The organism is uncultured Xanthomonas sp., from assembly GCF_964278005.1.
Classification (GTDB): Bacteria; Pseudomonadota; Gammaproteobacteria; order Xanthomonadales; family Xanthomonadaceae; genus Xanthomonas_A; species Xanthomonas_A sontii.
Map to the genome: position 1 here is coordinate 151,290 of NZ_CAXYKF010000012.1, position 15,297 is coordinate 166,586.

Here is a 15,297-nt window from a genome sequence, read left to right on the forward strand (position 1 = left end):
GTCGCGCAAGCGACAGCACCCGCGCATGGGCGATCAGCGTGCGCGCAAGGGAATGGTCTTGGTCGTGTGTACCGGCAGTCATTCGCACGCGGCACCTTCCTTGGCGTATTCGCGGCCCCCAGGGGGCATCCGTTGCGGTGTGTTCGGAACGACGGCGTGCAGTCGACCTTGAAGACTTTTATACGTCACGCGCCAGGGCGTTGCCGTAATTCGCATCCCAGATCACCGCAAGCGATCGCGCGGTCTACCGCCGCATTTGCCTACTGCGTCCGCGCCTGGCTCGACACCAGCCAGCTCGACGCCAGGATGCCCAATTCGTACAGCAGGCACATCGGGATCGCCAGCATCAGTTGCGAGACCACGTCCGGCGGGGTCAGCACCGCGGCCAGCACGAAGATGCCGACGACTGCGTAGCCGCGGCCTTCGCGCAGTTGCTGCGGGGTCACCCAGCCGAGCAGGGCCAGGATCACCAATGCCACCGGCAGTTCGAAGCTGGCGCCGAAGGCGAAGAAGATCGCCAGCACGAAGTCCAGGTAGGCGCCGGCATCGGGGGTGAGCTGGATCACGTCCGGCTTGAACGTGGTCAGGAAGTGGAACACCGCCGGCAGCACCAGGAAGTAGGCGAAGCCGCAGCCGAGGTAGAACAGCAGCACTGCCGAGGCCAGCAGCGGCAGCGCCAGGCGCTTCTCGCGCTGGTACAGGCCGGGGGCGACGAAGGCCCAGGCCTGGTACAGCAGCCAGGGGGCGGACACGAACAGGGCCAGGAAGAACGCCAGCTTCAGCGGGGCGATGACCGCGCCGGCCGGGTGCGTGGCGATGACGCTCTGGCCCACCGGCAACTGCGCCAGCATCGGCTCGGCCAGCCAGGAGTACAGGCGCTTGGAGAAGGGCAGCAGCGCCACCACCACCACGCCCAGGCCGATCAGCGCGCGCATCAGCCGCGCGCGCAGTTCGATCAGGTGTTCGATCAGGCTGCTCTCGGCTTCCACGTTCATCGCGGCGCCTCCGGATCAATGGAGGGCGGCTGGCCGGTGTGCGCCGTGGCGGTGGACGCCGGATGCGGTGCGGCGGCACCGCGCGCGGCGGCCGGCACCGTCGCGGCAGAGTGCGTGGGCAGGGCCGTGGCCGTGTCGGGAGCATGCGCAGTCGGGGCGTCGATTGCGGCGGCTGTCGCTGGCGGCACGGTCGACGGCGCGCTGTCGGCAGGCGGCACCGGCGGGTTCGGATCGATCTCGCGGCGCAGCGCCTCGGTCTGCCGCTGCAGTTCCTCGCTGCCGTCGCGAAACTGGGTCTCGGCCTGGCGCAGCGAGCTCTGCACGTCGTGCAGGCTGCGCTTGAGTTCCTCGGCTTCCAGTTCGCGCTCCAGTTCCTGCTTCACCGAGTCCCACTGCGCGCGGGCGCGGCGCACCCACAATCCGGCGAAGCGCGCCGCCTTGGGCAGGCGCTCGGGACCGAGCACCACCAGGGCCACCACCGCGATCACCAGCAGTTCGCTGAATCCGATATCGAACACGCCGGCGGGGTCCCGTCAGTGCGCGTCGCGGTCGCGCTCGGCCTGGGTCTGGCGGGACGGCTCGCTGCTGCTGCGCGTCTCGTCGCCGAGCTGGCCGGCAGGCTTGTCGTCGTCGCGCATGCCTTTCTTGAATTCCTTGACCGCGTTGCCCAGATCCTTGGCGCCGCTCGTCAGCCGCTTGGTGCCGAACACCAGCAGCACGATCACCAGCACCACCAGCCAGTGCCAGATGCTAAGACTGCCCATGATCCGCTCGCAGAAAAGTCGTAAGGAACCCGCAGGATAACGCACCGCGCCGCGCCGCGTTACCTTTCCCGGCCGTGCAGGGAGGGCTGCACGGCGCGATGGACAGGTGGCGTTGGGAACGGCGCTCAGCGATCGCCGTCGAGCTTCTCGGTGCGGATCTCGCCGTCGGACACCGGCTGGAAGCCCTGCTGCGCCGGTGGCGCCTGGCCCTGCAGGGGGACGGTGCTGGCAGCGGCGTCGGGCGCGGCGGTCGGTTCCGGCGTGGCCTGCGGCGCCGGCATGGCCGCCGGTGCCGGGGCGGCGCCCGGGCTGCCGTTGCTGTCGGTGCCACGGCTCTGCCGCGCAGCGTAGGTGGCTTCCTCGAGCTTGTCGCGGAAGGCGACGATGTCGTTGGACGGCCGGTTGGTGGTGCGGCCTTCGAAGATCATCCGCGGGGTGGTGTTGCTGCCGTAGGCGTTGAGGTCGGCGGCATCGTCGATCTGCAGCGCGGCGCCATCCAGGGCGACGCCGGCGAACAGGCCGCGCGCGCGCGACCACGACCAGATCTCGGCCTTGAGCTGGCCGTCGGTGGCCGCGGCGGCGTTGCGCCCGACCGGGCCGGCGGCGACGCCGGCATCGGCGCCGAGGGTGAACTTGCCGTTGACGATGTTGTCCAGGCTGCGGTCGTTGCGGAACACCAGCACCACGTCGGAGGACTGCACGCCGACCTGGAAGCCGATGCTGCCGCCGGTGAGCTTGACGAACACCGGGTTGGACCAGGTGCCGTCGGGGCGCTTGACCGACATCAGGCCGTGGCCGCGACGCCCGCCGATCACCAGGCCGGCCTTGAGCGTATCCGGGATCACCACGATGGCGCGGCCCTCGTCGAGCAGCTTGTCGGGGATGGCCTGCTCGGGAATCTTCTGGATGTCGGTCAGCACGCGCAGCGCGTTGCGGGCGCGCTCGTCCTCTTCCGGTCCAGCCACGGCGTGGCCGACGAACAACAGGGTGCTCAACAACAGGGCGAGGCGCGGCAGGAGGGGCATGGCGGGCTCCGAAATAGGTCCGCAGCAAGATACTGCAAGTGCTTGAACTTAGTCACAGGGCAATGAATCGGCAATGAGTGGTGCCGGCACCGCATGCAGGCGCCGTCGATCGCCGCGATCGAACGGATCGACACGCCGCAACGCCCGCGCTCTGCCACAATGCGCGCATGTCCGACGCACCCGAGACCGCCATCCTGGTGGTGAATCTAGGCACGCCCGAGGCGCCGACCGCGCCTGCGGTCGCCCGTTACCTGGCCGAGTTCCTTGGCGACAAGCGCGTGGTCGCGATCCCGCGGCTGTTCTGGTGGCCGCTGCTGCACTGGGTGATCCTGCCGCGGCGCTCGCCGAAATCGGCGGAGAAGTACGCCCAAGTGTGGCTGGCGGACGGCTCGCCGCTGGCGGTGTACACCCGCCGCCTGGCCGAGGGCATGCAGCGCGAGCTGCCCGGGCACCGCGTGGCCTGGGCGATGCGCTACGGCGCGCCGGCGCTGGCGCCGGCCCTGGACGCGCTGCGTGAGGCGGGCGTGCGCCGGATCGTGGTGCTGCCGCTGTACCCGCAGTATTCGACCACCACCACCGCCTCGATCGAGGATGTGGTGCAGGCCTGGCAGGCGCGCCATCCGCAGCTGCCGGTGCACCTGATCGAGGACTACCCGACCGATCCGGCCTGGGTTGCGGCGGTGGCCGACAGCGTGCGTGCGCACTGGGCGCAGCATGGCCGCGGCGAGCGGCTGTTCTTCTCCTTCCACGGCCTGCCGCAGCGCGTGGCCAACAACGGCGATCCCTACCCGCAGCGCTGCGAAGCCAGCGCGCAGGCGATCGCCACCGCACTGGGCCTGGAGGCGGGCCAGTGGGAGCTCGGCTACCAGTCGCGCTTCGGCGCCGAGCGCTGGCTGCGCCCGTACGCCGAGCCGCGGCTGTGGGAGCTTGCCGGGCAGGGGGTCAAGCAGGTGGACGTACTCTGTCCCGGCTTCGCCACCGACTGCCTGGAAACCCTGGAAGAAGTGGCGATGGGCTTCGTCGAGACCTGCGCCGAACGCGGCATGCAGGTGCGCTACATCCCCTGTCTCAACGACGCCCCGGCGCACGCGCGTGCCCTGGCGCAGCTGGCGGCCCGCGCGGCATGAGTTTGCGTGCTTTTGCCTGCCCGTCGCGGGTGGGCGCGCTGGCCGGACTGCGCAGCGGCGACCCGGAGGGGCCCAAGGCGCTGGCCTTGCACGGCTGGCTCGATAACGCCGCCAGCTTCGTGCCGCTGAGCCGGCACCTGCCGCAGCTGGACCTGGTGATGCTGGATCTGCCCGGCCATGGCCACAGCAGCGACCTGCCCGATGGCGCCGAGTACCTGCTGGCCAGCGCCCTGCACCCGGTGCTGGACGCGGCCGATGCGCTGGGCTGGGAGCGCTTCGTGCTGATCGGCCATTCGATGGGCGCGGCCATCGCCAGCCTGCTGGCCGTCGCGGCGCCGCAACGCATCGAGAAGTTCGTGGCGATCGAGATGCTGGGCGGCTTGGCCGAGAGCGAGGCGGGCGCGGTGGAACGGTTGCGCAACAGCGTCGCCAGTACCCGCCGTGCCACCGCCACGTCGTTGCGCGTCTTTCCCGATCTGGCCGCGCCGGTGCGGGCGCGGATGCTGGCCAACCAGCTCAGCGAGCCGGCCGCGCGGCTGCTGGTGGAACGCGGCGTGCGCGCGGTGGACGGCGGCTACGTGTGGCGCAGCGACCGCCGGCTGACCCTGCCCACCGCGATCCGCCCGACCGAGCCGCAGATGCAGGCGCTGCTGGCCGGCATCGAGTGCCCGACCGCGGTGGTGTTCGCCGATCCGGCGCAGGACATCCTGCCCGAATCGCTGCGCCTGACGCGCGCGGCGTGCCTGCGCGACGGCCGCGTGCACACGCTGCCCGGCACCCACCATCTGCACATGGAACAACCGGCGGCGGTGGCCGCGTTGCTGCACGGCTTCCTCTGACGCAGACGCGGCGCTGACCGCGTCGCCGTGCGTCTGCGCCGCCGCGACCATCGCATCCGGGCATCGCGCACGCACACTGCGACGCAGTGGGCGCCGGCGCTGCGCAGGCCGCCGCAATTGTTCCTTTCGCGGCGTCACAGTTCGCCATGTTGTCGCCATGCCGTCGCGGTTCGGAAAACTTCGGCGCACAGCGTAGCGCGCACCTTTCGCCCTGACGCCGCGCTTCCATGATCCGCCTCCTTCGCCGCTACCGGGTCGGCCCACGCCTGACCTTCGCCTTCGCTGCCCTGCTGTTGATCTGCGGTGCCCTGATCGTGGCCAGCCTCGCGTCGATGGCGCTGGCGCGCCAGCAGCTCGACGACATCGCCCTGGACAAGATGGAGAAGATCCGCCTGTCCAACGCCATGGTCGCGGCGCAGGCGCGGCTGGAGATCGGCCTGCTCAACGACGTCATCCTGACCAACCCTGACGAGAAGCAGGCGGTGGTGCGCGCGATCGGCCAGGCCCAGCGCGACTACGCGCAGGCACGGCGCAAGCTGTTCGCGCTGCGCCTGGACCCGGCCGACCGCACCGGCGCGCAGCTGCGCGCGGCGATCGACAAGGCCTATGTGCAGGTGCAGCCGTTCCAGTCGCAGGTGCTGGCGATGGCCGCCGACAACCAGAACCTGGATGCGCAGACCTTGCACCTGTACACCTTGCAGCCGCTGCTGGCGCAGTGGCAGCAGGCGATCCAGCGCAACGCCGCGCACCTGCGCACGCTCAGCGACGGCTCCTATGCGCAGGCGGTGACCACCATGGCCCGCGCGCGCTGGTTGCTGCTGCTCGGCGGCGGCCTGCTGCTGGCGGTCAGTGCGTGGCTGGGCTGGTGCATCACCCAGAGCCTGGTGCGGCCGCTGCGCGAAGGCACCCGCGTGGCCGCGGCGATCGCCGCCGGCCAACTCGACGCGGTGTTGCCGGCACAGGGCAACGACGAGGCCGCCGAGCTGCTGCGCAGCATGCAGACCATGCAGACCCAACTGCGCGCGGTGCTGGCCGAGCAGCGGCGGATGGCGCAACGGCATGCCGACGGCGCCATCGCCTGCCGCGGCGATGCGGCCGCCTTCCCGGGCGACTATGGCCAATTGCTGCGCGACGCCAATGCGCTGGTCGACCTGCACGTGGGCACCGCGCAGTCGATGGTGGCGCTGATGCGGCGCTACGCCATCGGCGATCTCAGCGAGGACATGCCGCGCCTGCCCGGCGAGCAGGCCGCGATCTCCGAGGCGATGGATGCGATCAAGGCCAACCTCGGCACGCTCAGCCGCGACATCTGGCATCTGGCCGAGGCCGCCGCGGCCGGCGACTTCAGCGCGCGTGCCGATCTCGGCGCGCACCAGCACGATTTCCGCATCATGCTCGAGAGTCTCAACCAGCTGATGGCGACGGTGGACGGCAACCTGGACGAGTTGTCCGGGCTGTTGCGCGCCATCGCCAGCGGCGACCTCGGCGTGCGCATGCACGGCGATTTCCATGGCGTGTTCGCCGACATGCGCGACGACGCCAACGCCAGTGCAGACCAGCTCGCGGCGATCGTGGCCGGCATCCAGCATGCGGCCGCGGCGATCGATGCCGAGGCCGGCGCCATCGCCGGCGGCCACCAGGACCTGTCGCAGCGCAGCGCCGAACAGGCCGGCACGCTGGAGCGCACCGCCCGTGCGGCGGCGCGCCTGACCGACACCGTGCGCCAGAACGCCACCCATGCGCACCATGCCAACCAGCTGGCCGACGCCGCGGCGACCGTGGCCGGCCAGGGCGGTGCTTCGATCGATGCGGCGGTCGGTGCGATGCAGGGCGTGGAAGCGGCCTCGCGCAAGATCGGCGAGATCATCGCGGTGATCGACGGCATCGCCTTCCAGACCAACATCCTGGCGCTCAATGCCGCGGTGGAGGCCGCGCGTGCCGGCGAGCAGGGCCGCGGCTTCGCGGTGGTCGCCAGCGAGGTGCGCGCGCTGGCGCAGCGCTCGGCCGATGCGGCCAAGGAGATCAAGCGCCTGATCGAGGCCTCGGTGGACCAGGTCGCGGTGGCCTCGGCACAGGTGCACGACGCCGGCCGCACCATGGGGCGCGTGCTGGCCTCGGTGGACGAGGTCAATGCCCTCATGGCGGGCATTGCGGCGGCCTCGCAGGAGCAGGCCGCCGGCATCGACGAAGTCGGACAGGCGATGGCGCAGATGGACCGCAGCACCCAGCAGAACCTGGCGCTGGTGGAGCAGGCCACGGCCGCGTCACGCGCCTTGGAGCAGCAAGCCGGCAGTCTGAGCGAGGCGGTGGCGGTGTTCCGGCTGGCCGACGCGGCACCGTCGGTCCCGCCGGCGGAGCAGGCGTTGCCGGTGCTGGCGATCCAGCCTGCGCCAGCCGGCTTCGACTATGCGCGCAGCGCCTGATGCGGAAGCGTTCGCAGGAGCGGGGCGCCGCGGGCAGTGCGGTTGACGACCGCTACGGCGTCCATCGCCAGGCCGAACGCACCCACGTCAGGGGCATGCGGACAGGCCTGTAGGTGTGTTCCCTACACACCCATCGTCAAGCTTGTGTGTAGAAAAATTTTCGCTTAAGTTGCGCCCACGCCTGCCGTCAACAGGCGTAGACGCGATACGTCCTGTGTACGCGGCTCGATCCCGGCGTCCTGACATGCCGGCGTAGTGCCGCACGGACCGTACCGCCTCGCTGGCGCCGGAGGTCGCGCCTGATCCGCGGTAGGCGGGAGGAGAGGGGGCCTGCCGGGCGCTGCATGGAGTTCTGCTTCCGCAGCGCTGGGCCAACACACCGCAATGCGACCGCATCGGCGCGCCCACCCGCCTGCTCATTCCCCCCCTTGTTCGCATCCCTGTTTGCGCCATGTCGTGCCGCAGCGCAGCATGCGTGTTCTCGCCGCTCGACCGCAGCCTCGCCGCAGCCGTCGATCGCGCCGCTATGTTCGGTGTTCGGCCGTGGTCCTGGCGCACCCGCCGCAGCGTCTTCGAGCGCTTCGACGAACGCGCTCTCGCCCAAGCCGATCTGTCGGATGCAGCCTGTCCTTCAGAAGCGGCTTCCGCCGCGATGCGCTTTGCCGAGAACGCGCATCGCGGCGGAAGCTGCTTCTACGGAGTGTTTCCCACCATTCGTGGATGGACCCTTCAGTCGCGATCCGGCCGCAGCAGCCAGCGCAGGTGCGCCTTGAGCTGGCGGCCGTGCTGGTGGAACCAGGTGCGCTCGGCGCGCCAATCGGGGAAGCGCGCTTCCACTTCGTGCCAGAACGCCGGCGAATGATTGGCCTGGATCAGGTGGCAGAGCTCGTGCACCAGCACGTACTCGAACGCCGAGGGGCGTCCCAGCACCAGCGCCAGATCCAGCGCCATGCTGCCGTCGGGCGCCAGCGAGCCCCACTGCGAGGACATGACCTTGTAGCGCACCGCACGCGGGGCGCGCGGCAGCGACGGCAGGTACTGCGGCAGCCAGCGGCCGACGTCGGCGCGGGCCTGGGCTTCGTAGAAATCGCGCAGCGCGCGGCGCAGTGCCGCGTCGCCGCCGCGTGGCGGCAGGTGCAGGTGCGCCACGCCGTCGGCGACCTCGATGCGCGCGTAGCGGGCGTCGTGCCAGGCCACCGGCAGCGACTGCCCGCGCAGCGGCAGTTCGCCGGCCTCGCCCGGGCGCAGCGGCGTCAGCGTCTCGGCGGCGACATAGCGCGAGAGCTGCTGCGCCAGCCACTGGCGGTTCTCCAGCAGGAAGCGCTCGCCGGCGATCAGGCTGGCCCGCAGCGGCAGGGTCAGGCGTGCGCCGCGTTCGTCCACGCTGAGCTTGATGCGCCGCGCGCGCGGGTCGCGCACGCGCAGCACCTCGACCTCGCGCTCGTCCAGGCGGAAGCGGACGAGGTCGCGTTCGACGGCCGCCGGGGGCGGCGCGATCAGGCGACGGAGCAGATCGGGCATGGGCACAGCATACCGCCGGCGCGGGTGCGCACGGTGACAGCCGCGTGCACCCGCTTGCGCCGCGGCATCAGTCGGCCTTGCTCAGCTTCAGCGCCGCTTCCAGCAACAGGAACAGGCGCCGCACTTCGGCGCTCATCAGCGCGAAGCGCGCGTCCAGTTCGGCGCGCACGCCGTCCTGGTCGGCATGCTCGAGCTGGTCCAGCGCACCGTCGAGGAACTTCAGCTTGCGGATCACCAGATCGTCGCCGAGCACGAAGGACACGTGGTCGTCGAGCACCAGCGCCAGCTTGGTGACCTGCTTGCCGGCTTCCAGGTGCTTGTCGATCTCGTCGCAGCGCAGCTCCTGGTGCTGGCACTTGACCACCGCGCCGCCTTCGATCGGATCCTTCATCTCGCATTCTTCGCCCAGGCTCAGGCCTTCGGGCAGCGGCTCGCCGGCGATCCAGCCGGTGAGGATCGAGCGCGGCGCCACTTCGGCGTTGAGCGGCAGCGCCGGGAAGCTGCCGAGCAGGCCGCGGATCTCCGACATCACGTTCTCGCCGGTCTTGCGGCTGGAGGTGTCCACGGCGACGTAGCCGTGCTGCAGGTCGAGCATGGCGTCGGTGCGCGAGGATTTGACGAAGGCACGCGGCAGCAGCTCGTGGATCAGGTCGTCCTTGAGCCGCTTGCGCGCGCGGCCGCCGGGGCGCCGGCCTTCCTTCTCCTCGATCTCGGCGACCTTGCGCGCGAGCAGGTCGTTGACCACCGAGCCGGGCAGGATCTTGTCCTCGCCACCGACGGTCAGCCACAGGAAGTCGGCGATGCGGTGCGACAGTGCTTCCTGCTCGTCGCGGCCGAACGGGGAGATGAAGCCACGCGAACTCATTTCCAGCGGGCCGACCGACTTGAGTTGGGCCTCCGGCAGGAGCGTCTCGACCTCGGAGAAATCGAGCGTGGTGGGAAAGCGGAACAGGGTCAGATTGCGAAAGAACATCGAGCATCCAGCGGAAGGAAACGGAACGGTCCGGCGGCATGCGCCGGAGAGCGGCGGCCATTGTCGCATCGCGCCCGCCCCGGCACCGCATCGGGCGGTTCAGCGAGATGGATCAGCCCGGCGGGTCGTCCGCCCAGGCGCCGGCCGTGGCCGTGGCCGCGCCGCCGAGCGCGGCGAAGTCGAACAGCGCGCGGTCGGCCAGCTGCGCCGGATGCACGTTGCCGAGCGCGCGGGCGATCTGCTCCACCCGCCCCGGATGCTCCCGGTCCCACTGCTGCAGCAGCTGGCCGACCTGGCGGCGCTGCAGCGTCTCCTGGCTGCCGCACAGCGTGCAGGGGATCAGCGGGAAGCCCTGCGCCTGCGCATAGGCGGCGATGTCGTCCTCACGCACGTAGGCCAGCGGCCGGATCACCACGTGGCGGCCATCGTCGCTGCGCAGCACCGGCGCCATCGCCGCCAGCTTGGCGTGGAAGAACAGGTTCATGAAGAACGTGGCGACGATGTCGTCGCGGTGGTGGCCCAGCGCGATCTTGGTGATGCCGTTCTCCGCCGCGTAGCGGTACAGTGCGCCACGGCGCAGCCGCGAGCACAGCGAACACAGGGTCTTGCCTTCCGGCACCACCCGGGTGACCACCGAATAGGTGTCCTGTTCGATCACATGCCAGGGCACGCCGCGCTGGCGCAGGTAGGTCGGCAGCACGTCGGCGGGAAAGCCCGGCTGCTTCTGGTCCAGGTTCACCGCCACCAGCTCGAACGGTACCGGCGCCTTGCGCTGCAACTGCAGCAGGATGTCGAGCAGGGTGTAGCTGTCCTTGCCGCCGGACAGGCACACCATGACCTTGTCGCCGGCACCGATCATGCCGAAATCGGCGATGGCCTGGCCCACCTGCCGGCACAGGCGCTTGCCCAAAGCCACGGCGTTGCGGGCGGCAGGCGGTGCGGGATCGGCGAGCGGGTGCAGCGGCGGCAGGGGCAGGGGCGAGGTCATCGGCGGTAGTGTAGTCGGCGCGGCCGGCGCAGCACCGCGCGGTCGGCGTTGCCGGTCATTCCAGTTCCGCCACCTCGACCGTCCCGAACGTGCTGGTCAGGCGGGCGATGACGGTGCCGAGGCAGCGCAGTCCCTCGCGGGTGTTCGCGCAAAAGGACAGGCCGTCTGCGGTGCACCAGAACACCGCGTCCGGCATCGGTCGTGCCAGCGCGGCGGCGCCGGCATCGCGCGCGTCCGCATCTTCCACGCCCGGCAGCTGGCCGATGGCTTGCCGTGTCTTTGCTGGATCGGCGTCGGCAAACGTCAGGCAATACTCATATCCCATGTGCTGCTCCGATTCGGGGCGGTGCCTAGCGGCGTGCGACGTCACCGCTTCGCGGATGCGATGCCCCGGCACAGCCTACACGCCAATTTCGTAGTGCTGATGTTCGGTCGGAATGGGCCTTCGTACACCGTCGAGTCTTACGCGCCGACGCCGACCGGGTCTTGGGTCAGCGTACCGTCGCGGCGCCGCGCGCGGCTCCACGCCTCCGCTACACCGGACGGAAACGCGGCCCGCGGCCCACAAACATCCACACCGACGACAGCGTTATGGCGTCGTCCCCTGGTCCGTCGCAACGGAGATGGATGTGTGCGTCATCAGCGCAAACAGTTCGGCCACCCGCTGCTCGGAGATCCCTTCACGCTGTTCGACTGCGAGCGGGTGCGCGGTCGGCTCCAGTTCGATCCATGGGCGAATGCCGTCGTTGCGCAGATGGACCTGCACCTTGAGACCGGCGGTCTCCGGATACGGCGACAGGCGTGTGTTCAGCCAGCCGAAGAACGGCCCCACATGCGCACGCTGCGGCTGATCGAAACAGTGGACCCATTGCAGGTAGCTGGCTTCGCTGAGCGAGACCCAAACGCCCCAGGAAAACGGTTCGGCGTGGCCATGCACGGGGATCTCGATGCAGCCGCGGACGAAGAAGTGAGCCTCATCGATCACGCAATCGTCCGAGCCCAGCTCGCAGCGGGTGGCGCGCTGCGCCTCCGGAATCAGCGCATAGCTCAGCGGCGACGCCACGCTGAAGCCGGGCATGCCTTCGTGGAGCTGATCACAGGCGCTGCAGGTGAAGCGGAACGTCATGGCTGGGGTCGAGACGGCAAGAAGGCTGGCCAGTGTAGCCGCCTGCGGCATTGCCAGCCCCCGCGCGCGGCAGGCGTCCGGCGACCCTGTTTTTGTCATCATGCCGAGCCAGGACCGCCCCGCTACACTCGCCACTGGTCACGGACGCAAGGTCGCTCCATGTTCAAGAACCTCATTCCCAAGATCTTCTACGCGCGCATGCAGGACGGACTGGATTTCTTCGTCGGCGGCCTGGGATTCCAGGTGCTGTACCAGGACGCCACGATGGCGGTGATCGCGCGCGACGGCGCCAAGGCCTATCTGGTGGAGAACGCCGAGTGGGCGGCGAAGGACCGGCCGGAACTGGGCATCGAAACCGACAGCATCGACACGATCTATGCCGAGTTGTCCGCACGTGCGCCGCAGTGGCTGCATCCGAATTGCCGTACCGTCGCGCTCAAGCCTTGGGGCGCACGCGAGTTCGCGATGCTGGACCCCACCACGGTCTGTGTGGTGTTCCGCGAGTGGCTGGCGCAGGAGTGAGGGCGCCCGGGTAGATGCCATGCACGTTAGGTCCGTTCATCGCACCGGCGCGTGGTAGACCTCGGACAGAAAGGCCTTGTATTCGGCGATCGGCGGCAGGCCCATCGTCGCGCGGCGCGCATCCAGGCCGTTGATGTCCTGGGTCCTGTCCAGGGCCATCGTGCCGTCCGGCTCGGTTTTGAACTGCGTACCGTAAAGCTGCGGCTTGCCTTGGTGCAGCAGCACGCGATCCTGCAGCATTGCCACGTCGGAAGGATCCGCCTCCTTCTGCGCCAGGGCGGCCTGCATCAACGCGAGGACATGCTCCTGGAAGGCGGGGTCCAGGGTGGCGTGCTGGGCGATCAGGAACGCGGCCTTGGATCCGTCTTCGCCCACCGATGTGCGCGTCGGCCATCCCTTCTTCGCTACTATGGTCTTCAGCCAAGTCGTGCTGTCCTGGTCCACCACTACCGTCTGCTGCCATGACGCGGGGGTGTTTCCCTCGTCGATGGCCTTCTGTCGGACGGCCTGATCCTTCTCCACACGCGCCAGCAATGCCTGCCGCAGTGGCTGGTCGAGGCGCGCCTGGCGTGTGGCATCGAGCGTCTCGGCATGGGCGATCAGCGATGACCACGACGGTAAGGTGCGCAGCCGGTTCAGGCCGGGTCGGTCCTTGTGCGTGAGTTCCTGTATATCGATGCGGCCTTGCGCCAACCGCGCGTCGAGTACCGCCAAGGCCGCATCCGTTCTCCCGGCAGCGGCCAGGCATTCGACGTAGAACAGATCGCCTCCGCTCGGTAGGCCGGCCGGCGCTGCGTCGATGCGCGCCAAGGTATCGGCACAAGTGCCGTAGTCCTTCGCATCGTAGGCCGCAAGCGCATCGTCCAACCGCGCAGGCGCCGCAGCGGAGACAGGCGCCGCGCTCGCGGCCAGCAATGCGACAAACAGCGCGTATCCCTGGTGCATAAACGATCCACTCTGGCGGGGCCGCGCGGCGCGTAGCCTGGGCGGACAGTAGCGCAGTCCGGTGTCATCGGCAGCACGCGGTCGCGACTGCGCCTGGGTCGCGGCGGGAGTGTCCCGTCGGGGACCTGGCGGGGCACACTATGCACTCGGTTGCCGGCCCCGGCCGCGCCGGTCCGTCCCATATCGCCGCGGGATCGCGCATGCGCAAGAAACAGGATCTGCCGGAAAAGCCCTGCCTGCACTGCGGCCGGCCGTTCCGCTGGCGCAAGAAGTGGGAGAAGGTCTGGGACGAGGTGAAGTATTGTTCCGACCGCTGCCGTGGCGAACGCAAGCGCGTGCGTGCGCTGGAGGTGCCATGAGCCGGGTCGTGCGCTGGCGCACCGCATGCCAGCAGGCGTGCCGCCCCGCATGAGTTCGCTGCCCCCCACCGCCCACACCCTGCGCCTGGTGCTCGGCGACCAGCTCGATCCCGCGCACGCCTGGTTCGACGTGCGCGATCCCGGCGTGGTGTATGTGCTGATGGAAGTGCGGCAGGAGACCGACTACGTCCTGCACCATGCGCAGAAGATCCTGGCGGTGTTCGCCGCGATGCGCGATTTCGCCCGCCAGCTGCGGGCGACGGGCCACCGCGTGCGCTACGTGGCGATCGATGACGCCAGCAATCGCCAGTCCATCCCCGCCAATCTCGAGGCGCTGATGGCGCACTACGGTGCGCAGCGCCTGCAGTATCAGGATCCGGACGAATGGCGTCTGGACCAGCAGCTGCGGCAGTGGGGCGCGGCGCAGGCCTTCGTCGTCGAGGCGGTGGACAGCACGCACTTCTACACGCGCCGCGGCGAGCTGGCGGACTTTTTCCGCGGGTGTGGGCAGTGGCTGATGGAGCACTTCTACCGGCACATGCGCAAGCGCCACCGCATCCTGCTGGCAGCGGACGGCACGCCCGAGGGCGGGCAGTGGAACTACGACCACGACAATCGCCAGCCCTGGCATGGCGAGCCGCCACCACCGCCCGATGCGCGCCCGACTCACGATCACCGCGCGCTGTGGGCCAGCATCCAGGCCGCCGGCGTGGACAGTTTCGGTCAGCCGCAGGCGGAGGCGGTGCGCTGGCCATTGAACCGGGCCGAGGCGCTGGCCTGCCTCGATCGGTTCATCGTCGACGCCCTGCCGCATTTCGGCCGCTACGAGGATGCGATGAGCACGCGCAGTCCGCGCCTGTTCCATTCGCAGCTTTCCTTCGCCCTCAACACCAAGATGCTGCGGCCGCAGGAAGTGGTGCAGTGCGCGCTGGAGGCCTATGGTGCCGGCGCCGCGCCGCTGGCGGCGGTGGAAGGTTTCGTGCGGCAGATCCTCGGCTGGCGCGAGTACGTGCGCGGCATCTACTGGGCGCACATGCCGGACTATGAAGCGCGCAACGCGCTCGGCCACGACACGCCGCTGCCGGCCTGGTTCTGGACCGGCGAGACGCACATGCGCTGCCTGCAGCACGCCATCGGCCAATCGCTGCAGGATGCGTACGCGCACCATATCCAGCGGCTGATGGTGATCGGCAACTTCGCCCTGCTGGCCGGACTGGATCCGGCGGCGGTGCATCGCTGGTACCTGGGCGTCTACATCGACGCGTTCGAATGGGTCGAACTGCCCAACACCGTCGGCATGAGCCAGTTCGCCGACGGCGGCCTGCTCGCGACCAAGCCCTACGTCAGCAGCGCGGCCTACATCGACCGCATGAGCGACTACTGCCAGGGCTGCCGTTACGACCGCAAGCAGAAGACCGGCGCGCGTGCGTGTCCCTACAACGCGCTGTACTGGGACTTCTTCGCACGGCACCAGGACACGCTGGGGCGCAATCGTCGCCTGGACATGGTCTACCGCCAGTTGGGCAAGCTGCCGGCCACGCAACTGCAGGCCTTGCGCGCACAGGCGCAGCAGTTGCGCGAAGGTCTGGACGCGCTGTAGCGCGGGCCAGGCGACTCGTGCGCATCCGCAGCGGCCGGATGCGATGCGGGAACGTGCCCTGCGACGCACCCAAAGCGTGCCGCGCGCCGC

The 15,297-nt window shown here is 69.7% G+C and carries 16 protein-coding genes; 6 read left to right on the plus strand and 10 right to left on the minus strand.

Annotated features, from left to right (window positions below):
- Positions 1-260 precede the first annotated feature (260 nt).
- From tatC to ACHWVH_RS07815, 4 genes are all read right to left on the minus strand, one after another.
- The gene (tatC, locus tag ACHWVH_RS07800) at positions 261-995 is read right to left on the minus strand and encodes a twin-arginine translocase subunit TatC (protein ID WP_295928562.1); all 735 of its coding nucleotides are present in this window, start codon (positions 993-995) and stop codon (positions 261-263) included.
- Entirely contained in the window at positions 992-1,513 is a 522-nt protein-coding gene (gene tatB / locus ACHWVH_RS07805) for a Sec-independent protein translocase protein TatB (protein ID WP_394686939.1), read from the minus strand. The genes tatC and tatB overlap by 4 nt, the downstream gene beginning before the upstream one ends.
- A gap of 15 nt (positions 1,514-1,528) precedes the next feature.
- Complete coding sequence (gene tatA / locus ACHWVH_RS07810) at positions 1,529-1,759, minus strand: Sec-independent protein translocase subunit TatA (RefSeq protein WP_010340619.1); 231 nt, start codon at positions 1,757-1,759, stop codon at positions 1,529-1,531.
- Between the two features lie 125 nt (positions 1,760-1,884).
- On the minus strand, positions 1,885-2,784 hold the full coding sequence (locus tag ACHWVH_RS07815; RefSeq protein WP_295966084.1) for a YSC84-related protein: 900 nt from the start codon (positions 2,782-2,784) through the stop codon (positions 1,885-1,887).
- Positions 2,785-2,951: 167 nt separating this feature from the next.
- Here ACHWVH_RS07815 and hemH point away from each other — a divergent pair, with 167 nt between their 5' ends.
- The 3 genes from hemH (at position 2,952) to ACHWVH_RS07830 (ending at position 7,173) form a co-directional block, all read left to right on the plus strand.
- Complete coding sequence (gene hemH, locus ACHWVH_RS07820; RefSeq protein WP_017912113.1) at positions 2,952-3,911, plus strand: ferrochelatase; 960 nt, start codon at positions 2,952-2,954, stop codon at positions 3,909-3,911.
- Complete coding sequence (locus tag ACHWVH_RS07825) at positions 3,908-4,750, plus strand: alpha/beta fold hydrolase (protein WP_394686940.1); 843 nt, start codon at positions 3,908-3,910, stop codon at positions 4,748-4,750. The genes hemH and ACHWVH_RS07825 overlap by 4 nt, the downstream gene beginning before the upstream one ends.
- 227 nt (positions 4,751-4,977) lie before the next feature.
- Positions 4,978-7,173, plus strand: coding sequence for a methyl-accepting chemotaxis protein (locus ACHWVH_RS07830; RefSeq protein ID WP_394686941.1), 2,196 nt, complete (start codon positions 4,978-4,980; stop codon positions 7,171-7,173).
- Positions 7,174-7,902: 729 nt separating this feature from the next.
- Here the strand turns inward: ACHWVH_RS07830 and ACHWVH_RS07835 are convergent.
- The 5 genes from ACHWVH_RS07835 to ACHWVH_RS07855 form a co-directional block, all read right to left on the minus strand.
- Positions 7,903-8,694 (minus strand): M48 family metallopeptidase, encoded by a 792-nt coding sequence (locus tag ACHWVH_RS07835; RefSeq protein ID WP_148828610.1) that lies wholly within the window; start codon positions 8,692-8,694, stop codon positions 7,903-7,905.
- Between the two features lie 67 nt (positions 8,695-8,761).
- Complete coding sequence (locus tag ACHWVH_RS07840) at positions 8,762-9,667, minus strand: recombination-associated protein RdgC (protein WP_017907953.1); 906 nt, start codon at positions 9,665-9,667, stop codon at positions 8,762-8,764.
- A 112-nt stretch (positions 9,668-9,779) separates the two neighbouring features.
- Positions 9,780-10,655, minus strand: a complete 876-nt coding sequence (gene ttcA / locus ACHWVH_RS07845; protein WP_320695063.1) for a tRNA 2-thiocytidine(32) synthetase TtcA — start codon at positions 10,653-10,655, stop codon at positions 9,780-9,782.
- Positions 10,656-10,710: 55 nt separating this feature from the next.
- A complete protein-coding gene (locus ACHWVH_RS07850) occupies positions 10,711-11,025 on the minus strand; it encodes a hypothetical protein (RefSeq protein WP_394686942.1) in 315 nt (104 codons plus the stop codon).
- A gap of 219 nt (positions 11,026-11,244) precedes the next feature.
- Positions 11,245-11,781 (minus strand): DUF2199 domain-containing protein, encoded by a 537-nt coding sequence (locus tag ACHWVH_RS07855; RefSeq protein WP_394686943.1) that lies wholly within the window; start codon positions 11,779-11,781, stop codon positions 11,245-11,247.
- Positions 11,782-11,940: 159 nt separating this feature from the next.
- Here ACHWVH_RS07855 and ACHWVH_RS07860 point away from each other — a divergent pair, with 159 nt between their 5' ends.
- Entirely contained in the window at positions 11,941-12,303 is a 363-nt protein-coding gene (locus tag ACHWVH_RS07860; RefSeq protein ID WP_267121622.1) for a hypothetical protein, read from the plus strand.
- Positions 12,304-12,339: 36 nt separating this feature from the next.
- Here the strand turns inward: ACHWVH_RS07860 and ACHWVH_RS07865 are convergent, their stop codons facing one another.
- Complete coding sequence (locus ACHWVH_RS07865) at positions 12,340-13,248, minus strand: DUF6624 domain-containing protein (protein ID WP_295928574.1); 909 nt, start codon at positions 13,246-13,248, stop codon at positions 12,340-12,342.
- Between the two features lie 200 nt (positions 13,249-13,448).
- Between ACHWVH_RS07865 and ACHWVH_RS07870 the strand changes: the two genes are divergently transcribed.
- Positions 13,449-13,607 carry a DUF2256 domain-containing protein gene (locus tag ACHWVH_RS07870; RefSeq protein WP_267121620.1) on the plus strand — a complete coding sequence of 53 codons (159 nt, stop codon included), beginning with the start codon at positions 13,449-13,451 and terminating at the stop codon, positions 13,605-13,607.
- Positions 13,608-13,656: 49 nt separating this feature from the next.
- Positions 13,657-15,207 (plus strand): cryptochrome/photolyase family protein, encoded by a 1,551-nt coding sequence (locus tag ACHWVH_RS07875; RefSeq protein ID WP_394686944.1) that lies wholly within the window; start codon positions 13,657-13,659, stop codon positions 15,205-15,207.
- Positions 15,208-15,297: the final 90 nt, after the last annotated feature.

Bases quoted from the DNA above. Each gene is read 5' to 3' on its own strand.
- tatC (WP_295928562.1), bottom strand. From the start codon at position 995: ATGAACGTGGAAGCCGAGAGCAGCCTGATCGAACACCTGATCGAACTG.
- tatA (WP_010340619.1), bottom strand. From the start codon at position 1,759: ATGGGCAGTCTTAGCATCTGGCACTGGCTGGTGGTGCTGGTGATCGTG.
- ACHWVH_RS07815 (WP_295966084.1), bottom strand. From the start codon at position 2,784: ATGCCCCTCCTGCCGCGCCTCGCCCTGTTGTTGAGCACCCTGTTGTTC.
- hemH (WP_017912113.1), top strand. From the start codon at position 2,952: ATGTCCGACGCACCCGAGACCGCCATCCTGGTGGTGAATCTAGGCACG.
- ACHWVH_RS07825 (WP_394686940.1), top strand. From the start codon at position 3,908: ATGAGTTTGCGTGCTTTTGCCTGCCCGTCGCGGGTGGGCGCGCTGGCC.
- ACHWVH_RS07830 (WP_394686941.1), top strand. From the start codon at position 4,978: ATGATCCGCCTCCTTCGCCGCTACCGGGTCGGCCCACGCCTGACCTTC.
- ACHWVH_RS07835 (WP_148828610.1), bottom strand. From the start codon at position 8,694: ATGCCCGATCTGCTCCGTCGCCTGATCGCGCCGCCCCCGGCGGCCGTC.
- ACHWVH_RS07840 (WP_017907953.1), bottom strand. From the start codon at position 9,667: ATGTTCTTTCGCAATCTGACCCTGTTCCGCTTTCCCACCACGCTCGAT.
- ttcA (WP_320695063.1), bottom strand. From the start codon at position 10,655: ATGACCTCGCCCCTGCCCCTGCCGCCGCTGCACCCGCTCGCCGATCCC.
- ACHWVH_RS07855 (WP_394686943.1), bottom strand. From the start codon at position 11,781: ATGACGTTCCGCTTCACCTGCAGCGCCTGTGATCAGCTCCACGAAGGC.
- ACHWVH_RS07860 (WP_267121622.1), top strand. From the start codon at position 11,941: ATGTTCAAGAACCTCATTCCCAAGATCTTCTACGCGCGCATGCAGGAC.
- ACHWVH_RS07865 (WP_295928574.1), bottom strand. From the start codon at position 13,248: ATGCACCAGGGATACGCGCTGTTTGTCGCATTGCTGGCCGCGAGCGCG.
- ACHWVH_RS07870 (WP_267121620.1), top strand. From the start codon at position 13,449: ATGCGCAAGAAACAGGATCTGCCGGAAAAGCCCTGCCTGCACTGCGGC.
- ACHWVH_RS07875 (WP_394686944.1), top strand. From the start codon at position 13,657: ATGAGTTCGCTGCCCCCCACCGCCCACACCCTGCGCCTGGTGCTCGGC.